This is a genomic window from Serratia sp. TSA_7 (assembly GCF_052692135.1).
Window position 1 is genome coordinate 424116 of sequence record NZ_JBQZFU010000001.1, and the last position, 23536, is coordinate 447651.

Here is a 23536-nt window from a genome sequence, read left to right on the forward strand (position 1 = left end):
TTTTCTTCAACCATTTTTTTGAAACCGCCCCGCCCCCCCGAACATGCCGAATGCGGTAATCCCCCATCCGGCATCCTGACTCGTTAATCGGGGAAACAACCGTTGATATGCGAGTAAGGCGCTGCATCACCGAACAGCGGTTCGGAACTGCCATCGGCCAGAAAACCTGCCGCCAATCTGGCAGTGTGCGTCCACAGGCTTTGCGGGATCCATGAGCCGACGCTCACCCGGCGTACGCCAAGCGCGGCGAGTTGCTCCGCCGGCAAAAGACCAGGCCAGGCGATCACATTAAGCAGCAGATCGGTTTGGCCGGCAATTTCACGGATCTGTTCCGGGTCCGTCACGCCCAAAACAAACAACCCATCAGCCCCCGCCTCGTGGTAGCTCTTGGCTCGACTCAGCGTTTCACTGACTCGCATGGCGGCAGGGACCAGGCTGCGCGCATAAACGTCCGTGCGCGCATTGATATAAAGTTTAATCCCCATGCGCTCCGCGACATTACGCACCTGGGTGATTTTCTCGCACAAGATCTGCGGCGAATCCGCCCCATCCTGAATATTGATGCCCACCGCACCGGCGTCAATAAAGCGCGCCACCCGGCTTTCCAGGCTGCCTTCTTCATCCGGGTAACCACTTTCGATATCCACGCTGAGCGGCACTTTAATGACGCGCGCAATCGCCGCAATGCTCGCCAGATGCGGGGCTAACGGCAACCTGTCGCCATCGCGATAGCCCAACGACCATGCGACACCGGCGCTGGTAGTGGCGATCGCGGCGGCACCGAGGCTTTCAATCAACAATGCGCTGCCGGCGTCCCAGGCATTGGGCAGGCGTAATGGGTGTGGCTGACGGTGCAGATTGGCAAAAACGGCGGCATTATTGTGAGTGTCCATAAGGTTCTCCCGGTAAAAAACGCATTCTAACCATCATCAATTTGGATGATAATAGCCGTAAATTTCAGATATTCATTCCCTGGGAGAACGAATGGAAGAACCTTCCCTGCAACTGGTAAAAGCCTTTGTCGCCGTGGCTGAACATCAGAGCTTCGCCAGAGCGGCGCAAGCGCTGAATATGACGCCTTCTGCCGTCAGTCGCCTGGTCAAAAAGCTTGAGCAACAGGTTGATATGCTGCTTATCAACCGCACAACCCGGGCGATGTCGCTGACCGAAGCCGGCCAGCGCTACTTCACAGACTGCAGCGCCGCGCTGGAACAATTGAGAATGGCCTATGAGCGAATGCGCGATGAGCAAAGCCAGCCGCAGGGAACGTTGCGTGTCAGCACTTCGCTGTCGTTTGGCCGCCTGCACGTCGCGCCGCATCTGGCGGCTTTTATGGCGCAGTATCCCCAACTGCGAATAGACCTGCTGATGACCGATCGTTATGTCGACATTGTCGCGGAACGCGTGGCGGTCGCTATCCGCATTGGCCGGCTACCGGATTCAAGCCTGGTGGCGCGCAAGCTGCTCAACAACCGGCGGATCCTGGTCGCCTCACCGCATTATCTGCAACAGCACGGCACACCGACAACGCTTGAGGAACTGCGGCAGCACCAGTGCCTGGTTTCGACGGCGAGCCACGATGGCGATAACTGGCGCCTGTTCGGGCCCGCGGGGGAGACGGTGTTTCAGCCCAAGGGCCGAATGCGAGCGGATAATGGCGATGCGGTCAAACAATTTTGTATAGACGGCCAAGGCATCGCATTTCATTCCGCCGTGACGATGGCCGAATCGATACGTTTGGGGGAATTGGTGCAACTGCTGCCGCAATGGACAGGGAGAGAAACCGGAGTTTATTCCGTTTACCCGCCGGGGCCGGTGGGGCCGGCAGCGCGGGCGTTAATCGATTTCCTGACACTGAGATGGCAACAGGAACCTTGCCTGCAAATGCAAAAAACAGAAGTTTAAGAAAAAATCAGCGGGGCTTGGCCACGACATTCAATCGCCCCGCATTTTGCACTACTGGCGCATCAGGGCATAGGGAGCCTTGTTCGAGAGGTCTCAATATCCTGGATTACTCGTCTTCCTGCCTGCGTTCGAGAAAACACATTTGCATTCACAAAAACAATTATTCCAATAAATTAAATTCACTAAAAATATTAATCACTCCCAGGCAGGCCTAAAAAAACCATCAGACTTATCGCCTGAGCGATAGAGAGTGCCAATGTTTACGTTAAACACCCCAACAAAAAAACAACCTTAGCCTGCAGGTGATAAACCATTATCCCCTTGGATTAAGTAAATGCTTTTCCTTTACCCTCGCCTTCAGGACGAATAGCAATTTTTATTGCTACGGCAGAACCACACCACCGCATATTCCTCTCTACGATTAAAATTGTGATTCACCTCTTAAAACCCACAAGGAATCGGATTCTTTGTGTGTGTCAGGTCACTAAATCGTCAGCCAGGCATGCTTTCCACACCACCCAGATACCCATTAACATTTTGATAAAATTAAAATTAAAACCATTAATTTCATTTTCATGCCGCGAACAAACCCGTATTGCATATAGTTGTACATACAAGTATATGTAAACAAGAGATTGCAAAAATGTGATCACGGCAAACAGCATCCTTCAGGTATCACTGGTGAAACATTAACAATAAAAACATGCCACCCATCGCGAGAGATAGAGATAATGACGAACACAGTTGAAAATGAGTTATCCGAGAATCGGACGATCGACAAGAAAACGATAAATTATAAAATCATATTTGGCGCCAGCCTCGGTAACGGGCTGGAGATCTTCGATTTCACCGTTTACAGCTTCTTTGCCGCCATTATCGGAAAGCTGTATTTCCCCAGCGACACGGCCTACGGTTCTTTATTAATGTCGGTGGCCGTTTTTGGCGTCGGCTTTATTATGCGGCCGCTGGGCAGCATGGTGTTGGGGGCCTACGCCGATCGGGTCGGGCGTAAGGCCGCCATGTTAATGACTATTGTTCTGATGGGCGTCGGCACGGCGCTGATCGCCTTCGCCCCCACTCATGCGCAGATTGGCATCTTCGCACCGATGCTGATCGTGGTCGGGCGATTGATTCAGGGCTTTGCCGCCGGCGGTGAAGTGGGGTCTGCGACCACCCTGCTGCTGGAGTCGGCCGGGGCCAACCAGCGGGGATTCTTTGTCAGTTGGCAGGCGATCAGCCAAGGCATCAGCGCCTTGCTCGGTGCCTCTTTCGGGCTGCTGTTGACCTATTTTCTGCCGGAAGAAGCCCTCTATTCCTGGGGCTGGCGCGTGCCTTTCATCGTCGGCCTGCTGATTATTCCCGTCGGCGTATATATCCGTAAACACCTGGAAGAAACCTATAGCGGCGAGGTTGCGGATCAAGAACGCCCACCGGTTAACCCGGTCTGGGATGTGCTGCGCAATCACTTTAAAGACCTACTGCTGGGAATGCTGATCATTATGTCCGGCACCGTGATGGTTTATATTGTGCTGCTGTATATGCCGACCTATATGATGCAGACCTATCACATTGCCGCACCAACCGCCTATCTCTTCAGCTGCATTGCCTCAGTGGTGCAAATCGTCGCCGTTTATTTCGCCGGCCGCTATGTCGATCGGGTACAAAACTACAAAAGACCGCTGCTTTTCTCTATCTTTGCCGCCCTGATACTGATTTATCCCACGTTCTGGTTCCTGGGCTCCACACACTATCTGTGGCTGGCAATCCTCTTTCGCATCTTGCTGATCGGCGCTTTAGGGATCAATATGCTGTCGAGCACCATGCTGATCGTCTCTGCGCTACCGCGCCATGTCCGCGCTACCGGCACCTCAATGATTTATGCCTTCGGCGTTACGCTGTTTGGTGGGTCGGCGCAGCTCATCGTCACCTGGTTACTGGATGTCAGCGGCAATCCTATGGCGCCGGCCTGGTATGTCACCGGCATGCTGACTATCAGCCTGATTGCCACTACAGTGTTCAAGGAGCGGCACAAAAACTGACGCAATGGTTTTGTCCCAGGAGCGAAGAGAAGTATGGATACCCCTTATAATTTGGCATTACTGACAGGCGCAGGGCTGAGCGCCATGGCGGCCCTGGTGCATGTTTGGGTGATCAAGGCGGGGCCGCGCGGATATCGCCTGTGCGGCGCCGGCGATCGCTTTATCCGCGCCGCCGAAGCCGGCAAGACATTTCCGGCCATCGCGACCGCAGGTATCGCCCTGGTGCTGTTTATCTGGGCGCTGTACGCTTTGGCCGGCGCCGGCATTATTGCGCCGCTGCCATTGCTGCGCCCCGCGCTGTGCTTCATCACGTTTATCTATTTGTTGCGTGGTATTGCCGGCCCCGTTGCGCTGCGCAATACCGGCCGCAGCCACAGATTTATCGTCATAAGCTCATTGATATGTCTCTGCATAGGTCTGGTTCATCTGCTGGGGCTTATACAGCGTTGGAATGTGCTGGTATAGCTTTCCGTTAACGCAAGAGATAACACCCGCTCTGCACCGCAGAGCGAGGTCGCTGTCGATACCGCGTTTGAAACCACGCCCCTCAAACGGGCTGACTCAGGCCTGATCGCCGTATCTAACCACAGTCAGCCGCTCTTCCTCTGAAGGGGAAACAAAGTAGTGGGTAAGCAGATCGAAGGTTTCTTCGCTGAGCACAAAAGGATGATCGCCCTGTTCATTTCTCAGTTTGATCCGGCTTTTGCATTGCGTATCGCTGACGTCCAGAAAATGCAGACAATGGCTAACGCCGGCGGCGTCCGCCAGTTGTCTGGCCCAAAGACGACGATCCGGCGTGTTCATCGGAAAATCGAGCACCACCGACAGCCCATGACGCAGCAGCTCTACAACATGTTCGCTCAATGCCTGCCGTAGCCGGGCCGAATAGCGGACGTAATCCTGCAACCCGGTCATCTGTTGTTCATACAGCGTCGCCAGCCAGCTGTCCTCAACAATCAACAGCGTTTGTGGCTGCTGCGACAAGCGGTTTGCCAACGTCGACTTGCCTGAACCGGCTTTGCCGCACATCAGATGTAAAACAACCTGGGGGTGATTTCCCATGACGTCCTCCTGGGTGATGGCCAGCAGGAGGATAGATTGCCCCGCCTTACTGGCGGGTTTTGGCTTGAAAGAGACGCGCTATCCCACCACTCTGAGAATGGTGATAATAATCTGCGCGAATACAAGTCGGTTTTTATTCATCCACTATCAATAGAATAAAGCCGGGAGGGCTGTCAACGATAAAACCAACTTTGCATTAACCTGCGTGATAGCCGCAGCTGTCCTGCGGCGCTTGATCCCGCTGATCCAAACCATAGTCGCGCACCACCTCCGCCACCCGCAGGCGATACTGCGCCAGCACATCATGGCGGCCACGCGCCTGCGCAGCCCGGTGCTGCTCGAGATTGCGCCACTGTTTTACCGCCTCTTCATCCCGCCAGAAGGACAGCGACAGCAACCGCTGCGGATCGGCCAGGCTTTGAAAGCGCTCGATGGAGATAAATCCGTCAATCTCCGCCAGCAGCGGCTTTAGCTCTGCCGCCAATTTAAGGTAGGTTTCACGCTGCCCGTCGGCGGCCTGCAATTCAAAAATAACGGCAATCATAGAGAGTTCCTGTCAGGACGATTAACCCTATCCTAAGGCTAGACCTACAGCCATACTTCGCCTAATCTCGAAGTATGAATGACATCAATATCGAAGATCGCCTGGCGGCACTGACTGCCGCTATTGCCGACCGTACCCGTGCGCGCATGTTGTGCCTGCTGATGGACGGCCGCGCCTATACCGCCACCGAGCTCAGCGCCGCCGTGGACGTCGCCGCCTCTACCGCCAGCGGGCATTTGGCGCGCTTGCAGGAACAACGGTTGATCGCCTGCGTCAAACAGGGGCGCTACCGCTATTTCCGCCTGGCGGGCCAGCCGGTGGCCGATGTGCTGGAAACGCTGATGGCGCTGGCCGGCGTCGAACGGCCGACGGTGAAAAGCACAACCCCCACCTCGCTGCAATTCGCCCGCACCTGCTACGATCATATGGCCGGTGAAGTGGCGGTAAAACTGCATGACCGTTTGCATCAGTTGGCCTGGCTGGTGGGCGAGGAAGACTACCGGCTGAGCGACGCGGGGCGGGCTGCCCTGACGCGGTTGGGCATCGACTGCACGCCTGCGCCTTCACGGCGGCGCTTCGCCTGCGGCTGTCTGGACTGGAGCGAACGCAAGGCTCACCTCGGTGGCGCACTTGGCGCAGCGATGCTTAACGCTTTTATCGAACGCGGCTGGATAAGGCGCCGGCTCGATAGCCGCGAGCTGCAACTCACCGCCACCGGCAAGAATGCTCTGAAAGCACATTTTGACCTCACGCTTTAGCCCCACAGCGCGTTAGCTTTGGTGCAATACTCAATAGGCACACCGTCAACCCGAGGACTCCTCATGCTCGATCAAACCCAATTCCCCATCACCAAACTGTGGCCGGCGCAACATCCGGAACGGCTGCAGCTTTACTCGCTGCCAACGCCTAACGGCGTAAAAGTCTCCATCATGCTCGAAGAGATCGGCCTGCCTTATGAAGCGCATCTGATCGATATCGGCAAGAATGAAACCTGGACGCCGGAGTTTTTGTCGCTGAACCCGAACGGTAAAATCCCCTCGATTATCGATCCCGATGGTCCGGGCGGTAAGCCGCTGCCGCTGTTTGAATCCGGTGCCATCCTTTTGTATCTGGCAGAGAAAAGCGGTCAATTCCTGCCACAGGATCCCGCGCAGCGCTACGAAACCATCCAATGGGTATTTTTCCAGATGGCCGCGGTCGGCCCGATGTTCGGCCAGCTCGGCTTCTTCCACCGCTTTGCCGGGCGTGAATACGAAGATAAACGCCCGCTGGAGCGTTATAAAAATGAATCCAAACGCCTGCTCGGCGTGCTGGAAAGCCGCCTTGAAGGCCGCGACTGGATCATGGGCGCAGATTACACCATCGCCGATATTTCACTGCTGGGCTGGGTGCGTAACCTGATCGGTTTCTACGAAGCGCGCGAACTGGTGGAGTTCGACAGTTTCCCACGGGTGGGGCAATGGCTGGAGCGCGGTTTGGCGCGCCCGGCAGTGCAACGCGGCCTGACTATTCCCGCCCGCAACGAATAATTTATTGCCTGGGATAGCCGCCGGCTATCCCATTTTCGCCCCCCGCATCGTCATAAAAGTGTCACACCTCTGCACTACTCTCCCTGCGTAACAAACTGATGCTATTTGTGTTTTATTATTACGACAAGGAGTTTTCCCATGCTGCAGCCCGTTTCTTTGATCGCCGGCGCCGTGTTATCCGCCCTGCTTTGTTCCACCGCCCTCGCCGATGAAACGCCGGCCAATACCGCTGGTCTTTCCGAGCGAGCGGCACGCGGTAACATCGTGGAACCGGGCGGCGCACGCCGTCTGAGCGGCGATCAAACCGCCGCGCTGAAAGCCTCGCTGTCTGACAAAACGGTCAAAAACGTGATTTTATTGATCGGCGACGGCATGGGCGATTCTGAAATCACCTCGGCGCGCAACTACGCAGAAGGCGCGGGCGGCTATTTTAAAGGCATTGATGCCCTGCCGCTGACCGGCCAGTACACCCATTACTCGCTGGATAAGAAAACCCACAAACCGGATTACGTGACGGATTCCGCCGCTTCGGCGACCGCATGGTCCACCGGCGTAAAAACCTATAACGGCGCGCTGGGAGTTGACGTCAACGGCAAGGACCAGCCGACGCTGCTGGAGATCGCCAAAGCGGCGGGCAAAGCCACCGGCAACGTCTCCACCGCCGAGCTGCAGGACGCCACACCGGCAGCGCAGGTCTCGCATGTTACCTCGCGCAAATGTTACGGCCCGGAAGAAACCAGCGAAAAATGCGCCACCAACGCGCTGGAGAATGGCGGCCGCGGCTCGATCACCGAGCAATTGCTCAAAACCCGTGCCGACGTCTCGCTGGGCGGTGGAGCGAAATCCTTTAATCAGCTGGCGAAAAGCGGCGAATGGCAGGGAAAATCATTGAAAGACCAGGCAACTGCGCTGGGTTATCAGTGGGTGGAAAACCTCGACGGCCTGAATGCCATCAGCGTAGCCAATCAGCAAAAACCGCTGCTGGGATTGTTTGCCGCCGGCAATATGCCGGTGCGCTGGCAGGGCCCGAAAGCTTCGCATCACGGTAATATCGACCAACCGGCGGTCACCTGCGAGAACAACCCGGCACGTACTGCCGACATCCCAACGCTGGCGGCGATGACCGAAAAAGCGATAGATCTGTTGAAAAACCAGCAGAACGGTTTCTTCTTGCAGGTGGAAGGCGCATCGATCGACAAGCAGGACCATGAAGCCAACCCTTGCGGCCAGTTCGGCGAGACGGTCGATCTGGATGAAGCGGTACAGAAAGCGCTGGCCTTCGCCCGCGCCGACGGCAACACCCTGGTGATCGTCACCGCCGACCACGCCCACTCCAGCCAGATTATTGCCGTCGATGCCAAGGCTCCAGGCCTGACGCAAACGCTGACCACCAAAGATGGCGCGCCAATGACCATCAGCTACGGTAACTCGGAGGAAGGCTCTCAGGGACACACCGGCACCCAGTTGCGCGTTGCCGCCTACGGCCCGCATGCGGCTAACGTCGTGGGCCTGACCGATCAGACCGACCTGTTCTACACCATGCGTGACGCTATGGCGATCAAGTAAGTTGGTTGCCGGGTAGCTTGCTCTATCCCTTCTCCTCCTGAATATCAGGGGGAGAAGCGGCTTTAACAGGTTAAAAATGATCGATTAACGGCTATATTCCCCCTTGAGTCTTCACTTCGCGCCAAAGCGCCCAGATGAAAGGATGAACCCTTGCAGTTGATTAGCCTGCCATTGACCACCGAACGCCTGCGGCTACGCCGCTTTACCCCTGCCGATCTCAACGCCTACGCGGCTTATCACCGTCTGCCGGCGGTTTATCGTTATCTGTACGCCCCCACGCCGAACGACACGCAGTTGGAAGAACAGCTTTCCCAGGCGGTGGCTTCGCGTTTCAGCGAGGATGGCGATATCTTTTATTGTGCGGTCACCCTGCAAGACAGCGGGGAATTGATCGGTGAAGTGCTGCTGAAACTGGCCAACCGCGCGGCATTGCAAGCAGAGATCGGCTATATCTTCAACCCGGCCTACGCCGGTAAAGGCTACGCCGCAGAAGCGGTGCGCGCGGTGCTGGAGCGTGGCTTCAGCGAAGTGGGCTGCCACCGCATCTTTGCCCGGCTCGACGCCGCCAACCGGGGCTCGATCGGCGTGGTCGAGCGGTTGGGCATGCGCAAAGAGGCGCACCTGCGGCAAAACGATCGTTTCAACGGCGAATGGGGCGACGAGTTTATTTACGCCTTGTTGAATGAAGAATGGCAGCACGGGCTGCCGTAGCGCGTTCTAGGCATCTGCCAGCACCTTCGCCGCCATTTGCTTATAGCTCTCCACCAGTTCTCGGCCCTCATCGGGGCCGGTACTGACCGCCAGGCGCATCGTCGCCTCTCCCAGATGCATCAGCAGAAAAGCGGCATTTTCAACCGCAACGGGAGCCGCCTGTGGCCGTAAACGCCGTATCGCCGCCGCCAGCAATGCACCGTTCAATCGGCTTTCCGCCACCTCTTCTTCGCGCAGCGTTTTGTTGGCCTGCGTCGCCGCCCAGATATCCCGCATGACGGGCTCGGCCATAAACAAGGCATAATATTCGTCAATCAGGCAGCTAAAAGCCTCGATCAGTTGCGGAAAATCCTGCACCCGAGATAAACACTGCTCGATGCATTCGCGCGCTTCCTGGTTATAACGCTGTGCCAACACGCGCACGATAGCGGTCTTATCCGGGAAGTACTGGTACAGCGCCCCAATGGAAATACCGGCATTGAGCGCCACTTCGCTCATGCGCATCGCATCGCTGCCCTGCCGGGCTATCAGCGCGGTGGCGCAATCGAGGATCAGCTCCACCTTCTCGCGGCTCCGCGTCTGGCTGGGTTTACGCCGCAACGCGGGCGGATTTTTTTGCTTGTCATTCATCAGCATCGTCCTTTGAACCAAAAACTGCCTTGACAATAATACGAGGGTTTATCATATTTACAAAACATGAGTGACACTCACATTTTGGAGATGAACGATGGATAACAGCGATAAGACCGCACCGATACTGGTTTTAGGCGCCACCGGAAAAACCGGCAGCCGTGTAGCAGCGCGTTTGCAACAACATGGCGTGGCCGTACGCCCCGGCCACCGTGGCGCCGCCATTCCTTTTGACTGGGAGGACAGCGGCAGTTGGCAACCGGCCTTACAAGATGTGAAAAAGGTGTATCTCAGCTTTCAGCCCGATCTGGCGGTGCCGGGCGCCATCGACACCATTGAACGTTTTTGCCGTCAGGCGGTAACGGGCGGCGTGCAAAAGATCGTGTTGCTCAGCGGGCGCGGAGAAGACGAAGCCCGGCAGGCGGAGGAAGTGGTCGAGCGCAGCGGCGCGGACTGGACGATATTGCGCGCCAGCTGGTTTATGCAAAACTTCAGCGAAAGCTTTATTCTCGATGAGCTGCTGAACGGCACGGTTTATTTGCCGCCGGGCGAAATTCCAGAACCCTTTATTGATGCCGACGATATCGCCGACGCCGCGGTCGCCGCTCTCACTCAGCCCGGCCACAGCAATAGGGTATATGAGCTGACCGGCCCGCGACTGATGACGTTTGAACAAGCCATTAGCGAGATTGCCGCCGCCAGCGGACGTGAGATCCTCTATCGGCAGGTGCCGATAGCCGATTATGTCGGTTATCTGCGCGAAGCGCAGTTGCCGGAGGAGATGGTCAGTTTGCTGGAATATTTATTCAGTACGGTACTGGATGGACGCAATGCGTCACTGACCGACGGCGTTCAACGCAGCCTTGGGCGCCCGGCGCGTGATTTCACCACCTATGCCGCCGACACGGCAACCCGCGGTATTTGGCAACCGCGCTAATCGGATGCCGGCCGCCCTACGGCGGCCATTTTCTTTTTGTTACCGGTTAGCCTTTGCAATTCATCGCTAAATATTGTGTGATAATGAAATATCGTTTAAATCAACGGCAATTAAACCCTGCTAATTTAACGGTTATATTTAGCCCGCAATAATAAATGAATTATTCCTGCCTATATTTCTCTTTTTTTAGTTACAAAAGTAGTTTTTAACATTCTTGCAAACAATAATATCCCCTCAGTAACCTGAGTTGAACACTCCGCCTCCAGGTAGCCTGTAATAATCCACTTTTCGTTAAAGAAAACTATTAACAAAAAGACATTATCACTGCAATTCGGCTCATGCCGGGCGGTCTGTTTTGGCTTATTTCCAGGGTAACTCCCGATAAATTCTTTCACCTGCAATGAGTAGAATTTACACATAAGAGATTTGATTTAATGAGAAAATTACTCGTCCTGATCTTCTGTCTGAATCTGTTCGGCGTCACGCAACAGGCTGCCGCAGAAGAGAATAAGACCGTCGATGTGGTACTGATTGGCGGCGGCATCATGAGCGCCACCCTGGGGACTTACCTGCATGAGCTGGAGCCGAACTGGTCCATCGACATGTATGAGCGCATGAACGGCGTTGCGGAAGAAAGCTCCAACGGCTGGAATAATGCCGGTACCGGCCACTCCGCTTTCGCCGAAATGAACTACACCCCGGAGAAAGAAGACGGCACCATCGATATCAGCAAAGCCGTGGTGGTTAACGAGTCTTTTGAAATTTCTCGTCAGTTCTGGTCTTATCAGGTAAAAAATAACGTCCTGAAAGATCCAAAATCCTTTATTAACAGCGTACCGCACATGAGCTTTGTCTGGGGTGACGATAACGTCAACTTCCTGCGCAAACGCTATGCGGCGCTGCAGCACAGCACCCTGTTCCGTGGGATGGAATACTCCGAAGACCCCAACCAGATTAAACAGTGGGCGCCACTGGTAATGAACGGCCGCGATCCGGCGCAGAAAATTGCCGCGACCCGCATGCCGCTGGGTACCGACGTCAACTTTGGCGTGATCACCCATCAACTGGTGGATACACTGACCAAAAATCCTAACTTCAAGCTGAACCTGAGCCATGAAGTGCGCGATATCAAACGCAACGCCGACAACACCTGGCGCGTCACCGTGGCCGATCTTAACCGTGACGGTAAAGAAACCACCGTTAACGCCAAGTTCGTGTTTATCGGGGCAGGCGGCGCCTCTCTGACACTGTTGCAGAAATCCGGCATTCCTGAAGCCGACGGCTACGGCGGTTTCCCGGTCGGCGGCCAGTTCCTGGTCACCACCAATCCGGAAGTGGCGAATCAGCATCTGGCCAAGGTTTACGGCCTGGCCAGCGTAGGTTCGCCGCCAATGTCGGTTCCGCACCTGGATACCCGCATGCTGGATGGCAAGCGCGTGGTACTGTTCGGGCCGTTCGCCACCTTCTCCAGCAAGTTCCTGAAAAACGGTTCGCTGTTCGATCTGCTGCACTCGCTGAGCACGTCTAACCTGATGCCGATGACCCACGTCGGGCTGGATAACTTCGACCTGGTGAAATACCTGGTTGGCCAGCTGATGATGAACGACGATGACCGTTTCGCTGCGCTGAAAGAGTACTTCCCTGAAGCCAAACAGGCCGACTGGAAGCTGTGGACCGCCGGCCAACGCGTGCAGATCATCAAGAAAGATGATGAGAAAGGCGGCGTGTTGCAGTTCGGCACCGAAGTGGTCAGCTCCGAGGACGGCAGCATCGCCGCCCTGCTCGGCGCATCACCGGGCGCCTCTACCGCTGCGCCAATCATGCTGCATCTGATGGAAAAAGTGTTCAAAGATAAAGTGGCGACGCCGGAATGGCAGAGCAAGCTGAAAGAGATCATTCCATCCTATGGCCACAAGCTGAACGGCGATATTGAAATGACCAACAAGATCCGCGGCTACACCAGCAGCGTCTTGCAGTTGGACTATATCGAAGTGAAGCCGGAAACTAACTGATTTTCCATAAAAAAGCAGGCCGCAAAGCGGCCTGCTTTTTTAAATGGCCTAAGGTCTGAATCTAGCTAAATAGCTCATCATAATGAGTATCTTGTATCCTGCCTGTTATATTAACATCTGTTTTAAAGAACAAACTGTTTATCAAATCATTATGAACTTGATCCTTAAGCAGTACCACGCCGTCATTATTATCCAATTGCTGATTGTTATTTCTGTCGATAATCAAGAAACTGTCCGATTTGCCATTACCATGTTCAATAGATGCGATCCCCACTTTGCTGCTTAACCCTGTATCCAGATGCAATAGCGCCTTCAACAAACCCAGTGCGTCCCCTGGAACATTCCCCGCCATCTCCGTAAGTTGGCTGACCACACTGGTATCATTGCCAACACCGTAATCTGCCACCTGAGTATTACTGTTGTTGTTGGAGATTAGCGTTACCTTGCTGGAGGTGTAACCGTCGAGGGTAGTATCAAGGATAACATCCTGCTGCGCCTGGAAATCCTTGAGTGTAATGCCTGCAGTTGCGACACTGGATTGGATCTGGAAGGTATCTCGCCCGCCCCCGCCCGTTACGGTAGTATTATTGGTCAACAGGAACAAATCGTCTGCCTGGCTGCCTTTGATATTAAGTTGCTCACCGTTCAATCCCAGGCCACCCAATACGCCATCCCACAAGGCCAAATCACTACCGGTTAGCGATAGTGAATGAAGCAAATTCACCACCGCTCCGTTACCGGTGCCTCCTGTCGCACTACTGTCGATTTTGACCCCGGCGCTATTATTGGTCGCATCAATAGTATGTACTGTCTTATAGCCTTCTTTCAAGGTTAACAACATCTTATGGTCACCGGTGATATTCACCGTTTCTACCTGTAATTTTCCTGGAAAATACCTATCGGTTATGTCTATTCTTGAACTCGTATCATGCAATCCCAATTTGTTGGCAAATTCACCATACCCTGACGATTCGATATTAATCGTTTTCAAGCCCACTCCGCTTGGGCCATCACTTTGTTGACTCTTTACACCAATATAACCCGCGTCAACTAATCCTGAAGAAGATGCATTAAACTTAATATCAAATTTTTCAGTTACATCAGGCATAAATGAGAATGTGGTGGTATCTCTGTACCCATTCCCTTGCACCTCCAGATGAGCCATTTTCGAACTTTGTATATTAATAATACGAACACCTATATCATTCACGTATGCATCCACAGGTATTTCCTTCGGTAGCACCCCCGTTTTCAATGTGTAATAAGCAGCTCTACTGCCAAAAACAAAACCTTTCTCACCAAGTGTAGTATTTTTAGCTGCCTGTGTGACTACACCTGGAGCATCGATAAAATCCAATGTTGCATTTCCCGTCAGAAGCCCCATATCCAACACCCCGCCAAAGATCTCCGTGAGCTGACTTTCATTATATATTTGGCCCCCTGGCTCATATTGAGAACGGTATAAAACCCCGCCGATATAACCATCCAACTCTATCTGTTGAAAGTTTTTATAAAACTCAGCGTGAGATGAAATTTCGGTGTGTCGGCTGATACCGTTGTAATAGATGGTAATGACTTTTTCAATATAGTTTGCCGAAATTATATTATTACCAGCCCCTCCATCGAAATAAACAGAACCCTTTATGCTATTAAAAGTAGCGCGCATGCTGTGGGCATTTCCATCCCAGTACAGGACATCATCTCCCGCACCGAATCTATAGTTCGCGACACCAAAATAATGTAAAGCATGGTCGTTGAAGTAGTCACCACCATTACTTCCATAGAAATTAAGCGCAGACATACCGCTATCGATAGTTACCCCCTCGCTCACGCCATTGGTCGAAAGTTTAACCGTGCCTGCTGTAATATCATAAGGCCCGACATCGTTAATGGTTAAATATTTTAGGTGGTCGGCAAACGAAAGGTCATTAGTACTACCATCAAACTCATTAGGATCTATGGTGACACTTGTAAGCACAGCAATTTCCGCATTGCTTAGAGTATGTTTTACGCCAGAATTAGCCGTGCCTGTATTATTCTTCCCTAATTTGAGAGCGGTTTCATACATCAAGCTGGTGCCAATATCTCGTTCAAAAGCGTGCTGAGCTATACTACTCTCATTATCAGTCGCTGTGTTATTTCTTAAGTCAAAAATGATCGCAACTGCAATATCACTTTTAGCCCCTAATCCTGCATAATGGCTTAATTCACTGGCAGTAGCATTGCGTCCATGTAACTCTTTAAAAACATGTTGTATAAATTCATTGCCATTCAGCTGCGCGCCTTTGCGCATAAACTCAGCAGACCCTAGTAACAACTCGGCCAGCTCTTTATAGCTTCGACCTTTTTCAAGGTATTTACTCCAGTTATCCAAGCCACCGGAGTCAATATTTCTGTGAGGTATAGCCAAATATAAAGCCGATACCTGCTCCTGATAATTTAGTGCCGGCAGCTCACCCTGTTTGTGAAAAACTGTGGTATTTGCGATGAATTTGTCTTTGGCCGCCTGATCTGCAGGTGTAACGGGATCCCGTAAAGATTTAATTATTTCGACAAGAACATCACCTCTTCGGCTGCCATGTTCTAGCTCATGTAAATATTTATTCATTTCACTTTGATTGGCCTCTCGTTTAAACCCTTGCAAAAAGAGTCGCTCAATAAACTGAGTATTATCCAGTGCGGTGAGGTAGGCTCTATCATAGATGAATTTTTGAGCGACCTGTTCCAATGTCATCTTTCCACTATTGAGCATATTCCCCCAATAGCCGATCCCATCAGCAACGGCCACAGAACCAATAACATAATAAAGTGAAAAAACATCCTGAGCGCCATGCGCATCAGTTGCCTGATTCACCGTTGGATAAAGTATTTCATTAACCACCTTATCAATCTTGGCTTTTGCTGGATAATAGATACCTGTTTTGTCTCCACCTGTCTTATACTTATTAATATAAGAAATTAGAGTCGCAAGAGCCTCATCCAATGGTAGTGAGTATAACTCATTGAAGGATGGCATATTATCTGGAGAACGGCCAAAAATAGAATAACCAATTGCGGTGATCACCGCGCTGTTAGAATACCCACCGTACATTTCCTGCCCAGTTTCCGAGTCGAGTAATTTTCTCGCAAGCCCAGTGGCGCTGAGTTCCCCCCTCTCCATTTGGGCACCTACACGATCAATCTCATAAATATTTGATTTAACACCAAGTATGCCATAATAAAAAGTAGCGACCATCTTTTGATATGCTAGTGAAGCCATAATTCCCCCCAGATTATTTTCTAAAAAATATCGTTATCACAACGTTTTTACCTTACAAAACTAGCGCAGCAGTAGTTTCTCAAATTCGGTAATTTTCAGCGTACCCTTTTCAATACACGGTTCAACACAGTCAGACTCTATAATTCTCACTTTGGCACCAAGAATGACATACAAAAACATCTACCTTCAGATAGAACACTCATCCAGAAAAATAAAAAACCTTACAAAACAAATAATTAAAATAAATTAATAAAAATTGGTTAGAGAAACCCTAATTAATAACAGACTAAACTCTTATGAATGTCAAGCCGATAAAAATAAATTAATGTTATTATTAAAATTGAAATGATTACTAATTAAAATTTTTCACACGGGCATATATGCTAATGAATCAGCGGGTAGCTAAAGTGAATATGCATATCTTATCGCTCAGAGGATTTATGCCCCCTCAATGTTATGCATCAAAAAGTATGACTCCAGAATTAACAAGATATCACTTGCAAAAACCGATGCATCATCTATTATCAAAGAACTAGCTTGGATAATTACTCTTACCTACTATGACCTGAATGCCGTACCGCGGGAGAACTTAAACAATGGATCGCGTCAATATCATTCACGATTTGCTGAACTGGATTGAAACTCATCTGGATCAACCGCTGCTGTTAGATAACGTGGCGGCGAAATCGGGCTACTCCAAGTGGCACCTGCAAAGGATGTTCCGCAGCACCACCGGCCATGCGCTGGGCAGCTATATCCGCGAGCGCCGCCTGTCACAGGCCGCGCAGGCGCTGCGTTCGACCCCACGCCCTATTCTCGACATCGCCCTGCAGTTCCATTTTGATTCCCAACCGTCATTTTCACGCGCATTTAAAAAACAGTTCGGCAAAACGCCGGCAGTGTATCGCCGCACCACGCGCTGGGACGTGGTAGAGATGCATCCGCAACCGATCACGCCGCAGAACGGGCATCGGCACGAGCCGTCGGGTGCGCACTTGTGGTATGCGGGGAAATGCGTCGAAGGCGCCTGCACTCATTGGATGGGCCTGCGCTGAGGCGGATAAAAAGCAAAAAGCCAATGGGCAATCCCATTGGCTTTTTTAATGCCCGCGACACTCAGTTGTATTCGATGGTAAAGGTTGCGGTCGACTGGATATTGCCGCCTTTGATCGTAGTACCGGTACGGTAGTAACGGGCTTTCAACGGCAGGGTCAGGGTGTTGGCCTGGTTCGGCACGGTGCGGCCTGCATTGACCGCGTCACCGTTCTTGATAGGCTGCGTGGTGCTGCCCGTCAACAACTGCACGGCAACGCCGGAAGCCGTATTGGCGCCAGGTTGCGATTTGATCACGCCTGGCGCATTAGAACTGTCCGGAGTGTAGTCAAAACGCACATTCACAATCCCCTGCCCGGCATTGCCTGGCAGCAGATTTTCTCCGACGCCGCCAACGCAATTAATGTTGAGATCAAACGCCTTCTCACCCTGGGTTGAGCCGACGGCGCCAAAAGAGGTTGCCGTGACGGTATCCAGATTAACCACCTTGTTTTTGGAACCGCTGTCCACATTGCAGGTGGAAGTGACAATCGTCAGGCTGTTGGCATCGACAATCGATTGCAGCAGCGGCAACCCAGGACCGGTACCGTCCATGTAATAGTTGGTATATAGCCCGGTAGTCAACTGGCCGGTGCCTGTCTGAGCCGCAGTTTTAACGACGTCGATCTTGAAGTAACCGCCGTTAAGGGTCACGTTGGAATTACCAGAGAACCTCAAGGTATGAGGGTAGAAGTTACTCACCGAGCCGGCCTCACGGTACAAACGAATGCCGATACCCGGAATATTGGTGCTCCACACATTGGCGAAGCTGGTAGAGCTCCCCTGCATGATCGAACCAATCGCGCTGCCGCCTCTTGAGCAAGTGGCGATATTACTGACTTCATTGATTGGAAACTGTCCGGTAACCAAGGTATCGCCCACCTGGCTGCCTGGGGTCACCAGCACACGCCCAAGCTTCATATTGATCACCTGCGCCTTGTAACCACTTCTGACAGAACAGGCGGCATAAGCACTTTGACTGCCTACCATCATCAAACCGAACAGCATCAAGCATTTCGCCGACGTTTTATTCAGTGACAGAACACGCGTTAATTTTATCATTTGCAACTCGCTTCAATAATTTCGTAGTCAGTATTGCCCTGCGCTTTCGCCTTGTAGCTATAGCTGACAGAACACTGCTGCGTAGGCTGCGTGCCCCATTTCACCTGTAACAACCCTTTTTGCGCTTCAGTACGCAAGTAGATGCGGCTGCCCTGGCCGACGATGCCCACCACCTGATTGCGGGTATCCAGCACTTCAGAACCAAATGGCAACGCGTTGCCGTCCGGGCCGAGGGCATGAATGATCAACGCCTGGCCTTTGGTGGTTTTGAACTCCAGCCGTGCGATGGCACCGGCGTAAGGCGCAATCTGCTGACTGCTGCTTTCCAACTCCACATCGCGCGACATGCCGCTCGGATCGAGCGTTACGTTGGTCATACGGTATGGCGCCACATAAGGCACTACCGCATAGCCGTTATCATCGATACGCACGCCCGGCGAGTTGGTCACGATAGCTCCGGCGGCGTCCGGCGCCTCTACCAGCACCATGGTCTGGCCGCGCTGCGGCGTCATGGTCACCCCACCGCTGTGAGCCACTACGCTGCCCGATGCCCCGATCGACGACTGACGATAATCTTTGCCGTAGCTGTAAGAACCGTTCAGCGTCGAGAACCGGCTACGGTATTCGCCGCTTACGCTGCTGTTGGTGCCGCCGGATTGATCGTTAGCCAGCGCCGCGCTGTAGCTGATGTTGTTGTCTTCACCGGTAGAACCGTTAATGCCCACGCGGCTGCTGTCGTAGCCGTTATCGGTATAGCCCAATGAACTGTTCAGGCTCAGCGTCTGCGAACCGACGCTGAACGGAACCGACAGCGTCAGGTAATAACGGGTTTCATCACGGTTATACATGTCCGAGGTGCGCATGGCGGACAGGCCGTAGGTGACGCGACCATAATAGTTGTTATAACCCACCTGATACTGCTTGGTGCTGCCGCCCCGGTTCCAGTAATCGCGAACCGAACCGGTGATATACAACGCGCCATAGTCATCGCCCAGCCCCTGATTGAGGGTCAGTTGGTATTCGCTGCGCTGACGGTTAACGGCGTCGGCACTCAGGTTTTTGCGTTCGTTGTCTCGCGAGTAAACGGCGTCGCGCAACGAAAGGTAACCGGAGGTGGAGTAGCGATAAGCGGCGATGGTGAAGTTGGTGTTGGTTTCAGTCATCAACTTGCTGTAGCTGAGCTTATAGCTCTGGCCGGATTGGTCGCCCTGCTTCAGGCGGGTATTGGCCTGAGTCACATCCAGAGCAAAGGCGCCGATCGGCGTCGCCACCGCACTGCCCAACAACACGGCACCATAGCCGTCACTGGCGATAGCGCCGGTGTAGCCGGTGATGATATTGGTAAACCCGCGCTGATAAGTCGCCTGGAACATATCGGGTTCCTTGCTCAAATTATCATCGCGCACTCGGCCTGCAGTCAGGGCATAACGCTGGATCCCCGGACGCAACATCTGCGCTACCGAAGCGTAAGGCACGCTGAACTGGCGCTTGCTGCCGTCGGCCTCGTTGATGGTGACGTTCAAGTCGCCGCCGTAACCGGTTGGGTAAAGATCGTTAATCACGAATTCGCCGGGAGCAACGGTGGTCTGGTAGATCAACTGGTTATTCTGACGAATCTCTACCAGCGCGTTACTTTGCGCCACGCCACGCACCACGGGCGCATAACCGTTGAGAGAGTCAGGCAACATGCGGTCATCGGTCGCGACCTGTACACCGCGAAAACCGATAGAATCAAAGAAGTCGCCGCTGGTATAGGTATCACCCAACGTCAGCATGCCACGCACGGCCGGGATGGCGCGCTGCGCGTAAGTGGCGGTGTTTTGCCAATGGGTGCTTTCGTTGGAGCGCCAGTTGACGTTAGAGTCGTGGCGCAACTGCCAACCGGCCACGTTTAACCCGGCGTTCAGGGTCAAATAAGCGTTGGTTGAATCCGCGTTGCTGCCGTTGGCGGAACTGTGGGTATTAAAGGCATTGAAATTATACGAAAGGCTGCCGGCGGTAATGCCGCGATCCCAGAATTTCGGATCGACATAACCGCGCGCACTGCGGCGCAGCGACGACTGCGGGATACTGATATCCATTCGCAGCGAGCTGGTATCCAGGCGATAATAGGCTTCCGGCACCCACTGCGGCAGGCTTTTACAGGTATCGGTAGTCACCGAAGGATCGCTGCTCAATGCCGCAGTATCCACACCGAATTCATCCAACGACAGCAGAGAAAAACAGGTATCGGCACTGTTTTTACCCGGCACGTTTTTGAAATCGATACTCTTCTTGCCTTTCCACTCGCCGTTAACGTAAACGTCGAGTGAGTATTTGCCGGCAAGAATAGGGTTGCCGTCGCGGAAGCGCGAAAGATCGACGCCTTGCGCCTCTCCAACCAGGAAACTGCTGTTGAAGGAAGCTTCAACCGGGGCGGTGGGCTTTTTGCTGTCGGTAACGATTTCCGCCAAGGCAAATCCAGGCGCCGCCAGGCAAAGCGCGCCGCCGGTCAACAACAGAATCGATTTATAGTTAAATAGCGCCAGTTTAATGGCCGCAGAGATAGGCAACTCTTTCATATAAAAGCATTCCTTTACCAAATTAAGCTCACCCCACCGACAGCTTGCGCTCTGGGGTATGAGTCTCTCTTCCAAGAGTTACTTTTGCTTATTCTTAGTGCGGGACACGCGTCCGCCAAAATCGTTAATGGTGGTAAATGCAACGTCGGCGATGCGCGAGCTGTCACCGGAAAACGACAGCGTTTTTTCCTGGCCTGGAGCCAGCATGTCGCCGTGTGGTGCCAACGGCACTTTCTTCTGGTTGACGACGGCATTGATTTCGGTAAACGACACGTAATACGGCGTTGGGTTTTTCACGCTGACGCCGGCGCCGCTAAAGCGCCACTGCAGTTTTTCAGGTGCATCGTTCGCTTCGCCAGTCAGGCCGGCCGGACGATACAGCAGTTTGACGCGGGTGCGGAAAGCCACCTGTAAAAAGTTTTCAGGCGTACTGCTGCTTGCCCCGGTCGGCGCAGGAGGGATCTCCAGTACGTTCAACCAGAACAGGGATTCTTTGTCTTGTGCCAATGCTGACGTGGTCAGTGAAACACGCAGCGCCTGGCCGGTAGCCGGTTCAACACGGCTGATTGGCGGGGAAACGATAAACGGCGCCTTGCTGTTTTCAGGCGTGGTTTTCGCATCGCCTTCGTCAATCCAGGATTGGATCAATGCCGGTGAAGTTCCATTATTTGATAATTGGACAGTAACTTCCCGTTGTTTTCCCGGATAAATAATACGCGTACCGTTAATGATGACACTGGAAAAAACGCTGCTGCTGAATAGCGCGGCAATCAGCAATACACTGTATTTTTTAAATGAATTTTTCATTATTTTATCACTACGGTAGGGAAAAACGGCGGGGGTAATTCCCCCGCCCGAATAAGAATATTACTTATTGATAAATGATGGTGTACTGAACGCTTGAAGTCACATCACCAGCGCCGGCAGCGTTGGTCGCGTAATATTCAGCGTAGTAGTTCAGGTCGGCAGAATCGCCTTCGTTAGCAACGGTAACCCACTGAGAGTTATTCTGCGCACCGTTGGTGCCGGCTGCCAGAATTGGCAGGAACTGGTTGTTGCTGCCCAGCAGCTGAATTTGCACGTTGGTCGCTGCATCAGTCTGTGCCTGGTTGTTCAGACGGCCAGTATTGAAATCAACAGTTGCGCCTGGCTCGAAATAAGTGGCTACCTGGCCTTTAGAACATTTGGTCAGGTTGATTGCGAATGGAGTACGGCCGGCAGTCGCGCTCTGAGTTGCCAGAGTTGAAGCAGAAACAGTTGGCAGAGTAACGGTGAAATCTTTACCGCCTGGGGTGCTGATAGTACAAGTCTGGTCAGTCACTTTACCGTTGAAAGTAATAGTACCGTCAGTCGCTTGTGCAGAAAAAGAAGAAATAGTAGCGGCGCTTACAGCCAATGCCAATACGGCAGACAGTTTAGAAATTTTCATATTTAGACTCTCGATGAATTAATACAACTATTAAGTACATTCAGCGATGCTACTCCTTGTCAGGAATGAAGCCCCGATGAATCCATTGCCCGGCGAAATATAGACCAGGCGTATTCTTATTGTTAAATCGTTTATAACATTCATATCACCCCTCTTGATAGGAAAAAACTATCAACAAATACCTATCGATCGATGTTGACGATTCAACTGAATAGGAATAATCTGTGTTTTGAAAAGCCAGGTAGTGCAACATATTGCTTTAAGTGATAATTATCAGGATATTATCCTGTATTTTTACATTTTGTTACCTTTGAAATCATTTGGACTTCACGACAAATTGCGCGTTTAATGGTCTGGAGGCGGCATGGCACGTCCTGGTTAAATTAAATAAGATAATTACCAATAAAAAGCATTTTTTTACTTTTATTACCGTTAAAAAACAATAAGTTACATATCAGTCAAGGGATTGAGAAATGAGCGGTTCTTTTAGAGCGAAAAATAACGGGATTAATTATGTTTTCCAGCCTATGTTCGGAAAATCCGGACAATTGCTGGCCGTTGAATGCTTGTCCCGATTCACTTTCAATAGCGAAAATGCTCATTTTTCCCCTGAACAATTTTTTCGTTCTGCCGATAGCGCAACCCGGATTGAGATTCTGTTAGAACAAGTCAGCCTGATAGAAAAATATAATCACTGGTTTCGTGACAATCAGGTTATAGCCACATTGAATGTGGACGACCATTCGTTACGTTCGCTGGCCAGCGACCATTTTGCAGAAAGAATTCGCGCCACTCGTTGTATTCACTTTGAAATCAGCGAAAACTCAACCCGACTGGTAAAAGATCGCGTTCATGGCGATCCCTTACTGAAAAGTTATTCATTTTGGCTAGATGATTTTGGTTCTGGCTACGCCGGTTTCTCCGCGTTGTATAACAGCCAGTTCCGCTTCGTTAAGCTCGACCGATTTTTGTTATGGGATTTCATGGGAAAATCTGGCGGTGACGGCTTAATGCGCGCTTTATTGCGATTTTTTTACCTTAACCATTACAAGGTAATTATCGAAGGAGTTGAAACTCCCGACCATAAAAAATGGCTGGACGAAATGCCATATTACGCACTGCAGGGAAAGCTGTGGAAGGAATCCGACATCAAGGATTTGAACTCGCTTCTTACAGCTGAATACTTTTAACTCATTAT

20 protein-coding genes are annotated in these 23536 nt (G+C 52.2%); 11 read left to right on the forward strand and 9 right to left on the reverse strand.

Translation table 11 applies throughout. The features are described 5' to 3' along the window. Positions 1–83 precede the first annotated feature (83 nt). Positions 84–893: an isocitrate lyase/PEP mutase family protein gene (locus ACUTQW_RS02050; RefSeq protein ID WP_006324375.1), complete on the reverse strand. Its 810-nt coding sequence runs from the start codon at positions 891–893 to the stop codon at positions 84–86. Between the two features lie 91 nt (positions 894–984). On the opposite strand from ACUTQW_RS02050, the gene ACUTQW_RS02055 reads away from it, so the two are divergent. From ACUTQW_RS02055 to ACUTQW_RS02065, 3 genes are all read left to right on the forward strand, one after another. Then, on the forward strand, positions 985–1905 hold the full coding sequence (locus ACUTQW_RS02055) for a LysR family transcriptional regulator (protein WP_006324374.1): 921 nt from the start codon (positions 985–987) through the stop codon (positions 1903–1905). A 731-nt stretch (positions 1906–2636) separates the two neighbouring features. After that, positions 2637–3944: an MFS transporter gene (locus tag ACUTQW_RS02060; protein WP_006324372.1), complete on the forward strand. Its 1308-nt coding sequence runs from the start codon at positions 2637–2639 to the stop codon at positions 3942–3944. A gap of 33 nt (positions 3945–3977) precedes the next feature. Continuing rightward, positions 3978–4409 carry a hypothetical protein gene (locus tag ACUTQW_RS02065; RefSeq protein WP_006324371.1) on the forward strand — a complete coding sequence of 144 codons (432 nt, stop codon included), beginning with the start codon at positions 3978–3980 and terminating at the stop codon, positions 4407–4409. Between the two features lie 96 nt (positions 4410–4505). On the opposite strand, the gene ACUTQW_RS02070 is transcribed toward ACUTQW_RS02065, so the two are convergent. Together ACUTQW_RS02070 and ACUTQW_RS02075 are read right to left on the reverse strand one after the other, a co-directional pair. Next, complete coding sequence (locus ACUTQW_RS02070; protein ID WP_020438742.1) at positions 4506–5006, reverse strand: AAA family ATPase; 501 nt, start codon at positions 5004–5006, stop codon at positions 4506–4508. A 196-nt stretch (positions 5007–5202) separates the two neighbouring features. After that, positions 5203–5550 (reverse strand): antibiotic biosynthesis monooxygenase family protein, encoded by a 348-nt coding sequence (locus ACUTQW_RS02075; RefSeq protein ID WP_006324369.1) that lies wholly within the window; start codon positions 5548–5550, stop codon positions 5203–5205. 74 nt (positions 5551–5624) lie between these two features. Here ACUTQW_RS02075 and ACUTQW_RS02080 point away from each other — a divergent pair, with 74 nt between their 5' ends. From ACUTQW_RS02080 to ACUTQW_RS02095, 4 genes are all read left to right on the forward strand, one after another. Further along, the gene (locus ACUTQW_RS02080; protein WP_037432501.1) at positions 5625–6308 is read left to right on the forward strand and encodes an ArsR/SmtB family transcription factor; all 684 of its coding nucleotides are present in this window, start codon (positions 5625–5627) and stop codon (positions 6306–6308) included. A 63-nt stretch (positions 6309–6371) separates the two neighbouring features. Next, positions 6372–7079: a glutathione S-transferase N-terminal domain-containing protein gene (locus ACUTQW_RS02085; RefSeq protein WP_006324367.1), complete on the forward strand. Its 708-nt coding sequence runs from the start codon at positions 6372–6374 to the stop codon at positions 7077–7079. Positions 7080–7217: 138 nt separating this feature from the next. Beyond that, positions 7218–8645, forward strand: coding sequence for an alkaline phosphatase (gene phoA, locus ACUTQW_RS02090; RefSeq protein WP_004942302.1), 1428 nt, complete (start codon positions 7218–7220; stop codon positions 8643–8645). Between the two features lie 150 nt (positions 8646–8795). Beyond that, positions 8796–9356, forward strand: coding sequence for a GNAT family N-acetyltransferase (locus ACUTQW_RS02095; protein ID WP_006324365.1), 561 nt, complete (start codon positions 8796–8798; stop codon positions 9354–9356). 6 nt (positions 9357–9362) lie between these two features. Here ACUTQW_RS02095 and ACUTQW_RS02100 read toward each other — a convergent pair whose 3' ends face one another. After that, positions 9363–9986 carry a TetR/AcrR family transcriptional regulator gene (locus ACUTQW_RS02100; protein WP_006324364.1) on the reverse strand — a complete coding sequence of 208 codons (624 nt, stop codon included), beginning with the start codon at positions 9984–9986 and terminating at the stop codon, positions 9363–9365. A gap of 97 nt (positions 9987–10083) precedes the next feature. Between ACUTQW_RS02100 and ACUTQW_RS02105 the strand changes: the two genes are divergently transcribed. Both ACUTQW_RS02105 and ACUTQW_RS02110 read left to right on the forward strand, forming a co-directional pair. Next, positions 10084–10923, forward strand: coding sequence for an NmrA family NAD(P)-binding protein (locus tag ACUTQW_RS02105; protein WP_006324363.1), 840 nt, complete (start codon positions 10084–10086; stop codon positions 10921–10923). A 434-nt stretch (positions 10924–11357) separates the two neighbouring features. Next, positions 11358–12935, forward strand: a complete 1578-nt coding sequence (locus ACUTQW_RS02110) for a malate:quinone oxidoreductase (protein ID WP_004942294.1) — start codon at positions 11358–11360, stop codon at positions 12933–12935. A gap of 61 nt (positions 12936–12996) precedes the next feature. Here ACUTQW_RS02110 and ACUTQW_RS02115 read toward each other — a convergent pair whose 3' ends face one another. Next, positions 12997–16194, reverse strand: coding sequence for a DUF4214 domain-containing protein (locus ACUTQW_RS02115; protein ID WP_064798742.1), 3198 nt, complete (start codon positions 16192–16194; stop codon positions 12997–12999). Between the two features lie 596 nt (positions 16195–16790). Here ACUTQW_RS02115 and ACUTQW_RS02120 point away from each other — a divergent pair. After that, positions 16791–17249 (forward strand): helix-turn-helix domain-containing protein, encoded by a 459-nt coding sequence (locus ACUTQW_RS02120; RefSeq protein ID WP_004942292.1) that lies wholly within the window; start codon positions 16791–16793, stop codon positions 17247–17249. A gap of 61 nt (positions 17250–17310) precedes the next feature. Here ACUTQW_RS02120 and ACUTQW_RS02125 read toward each other — a convergent pair whose 3' ends face one another. The 4 genes from ACUTQW_RS02125 to ACUTQW_RS02140 form a co-directional block, all read right to left on the reverse strand. Continuing rightward, entirely contained in the window at positions 17311–18207 is an 897-nt protein-coding gene (locus ACUTQW_RS02125; RefSeq protein WP_445654793.1) for a fimbrial protein, read from the reverse strand. A 137-nt stretch (positions 18208–18344) separates the two neighbouring features. After that, complete coding sequence (locus tag ACUTQW_RS02130; protein WP_004942289.1) at positions 18345–20909, reverse strand: fimbria/pilus outer membrane usher protein; 2565 nt, start codon at positions 20907–20909, stop codon at positions 18345–18347. Between the two features lie 78 nt (positions 20910–20987). Further along, a complete protein-coding gene (locus ACUTQW_RS02135; protein ID WP_004942286.1) occupies positions 20988–21716 on the reverse strand; it encodes a fimbrial biogenesis chaperone in 729 nt (242 codons plus the stop codon). Between the two features lie 64 nt (positions 21717–21780). After that, entirely contained in the window at positions 21781–22338 is a 558-nt protein-coding gene (locus tag ACUTQW_RS02140) for a fimbrial protein (protein ID WP_004942285.1), read from the reverse strand. Positions 22339–22811: 473 nt separating this feature from the next. Between ACUTQW_RS02140 and ACUTQW_RS02145 the strand changes: the two genes are divergently transcribed. After that, complete coding sequence (locus ACUTQW_RS02145) at positions 22812–23528, forward strand: EAL domain-containing protein (RefSeq protein WP_006324358.1); 717 nt, start codon at positions 22812–22814, stop codon at positions 23526–23528. Positions 23529–23536 lie beyond the last annotated feature (8 nt).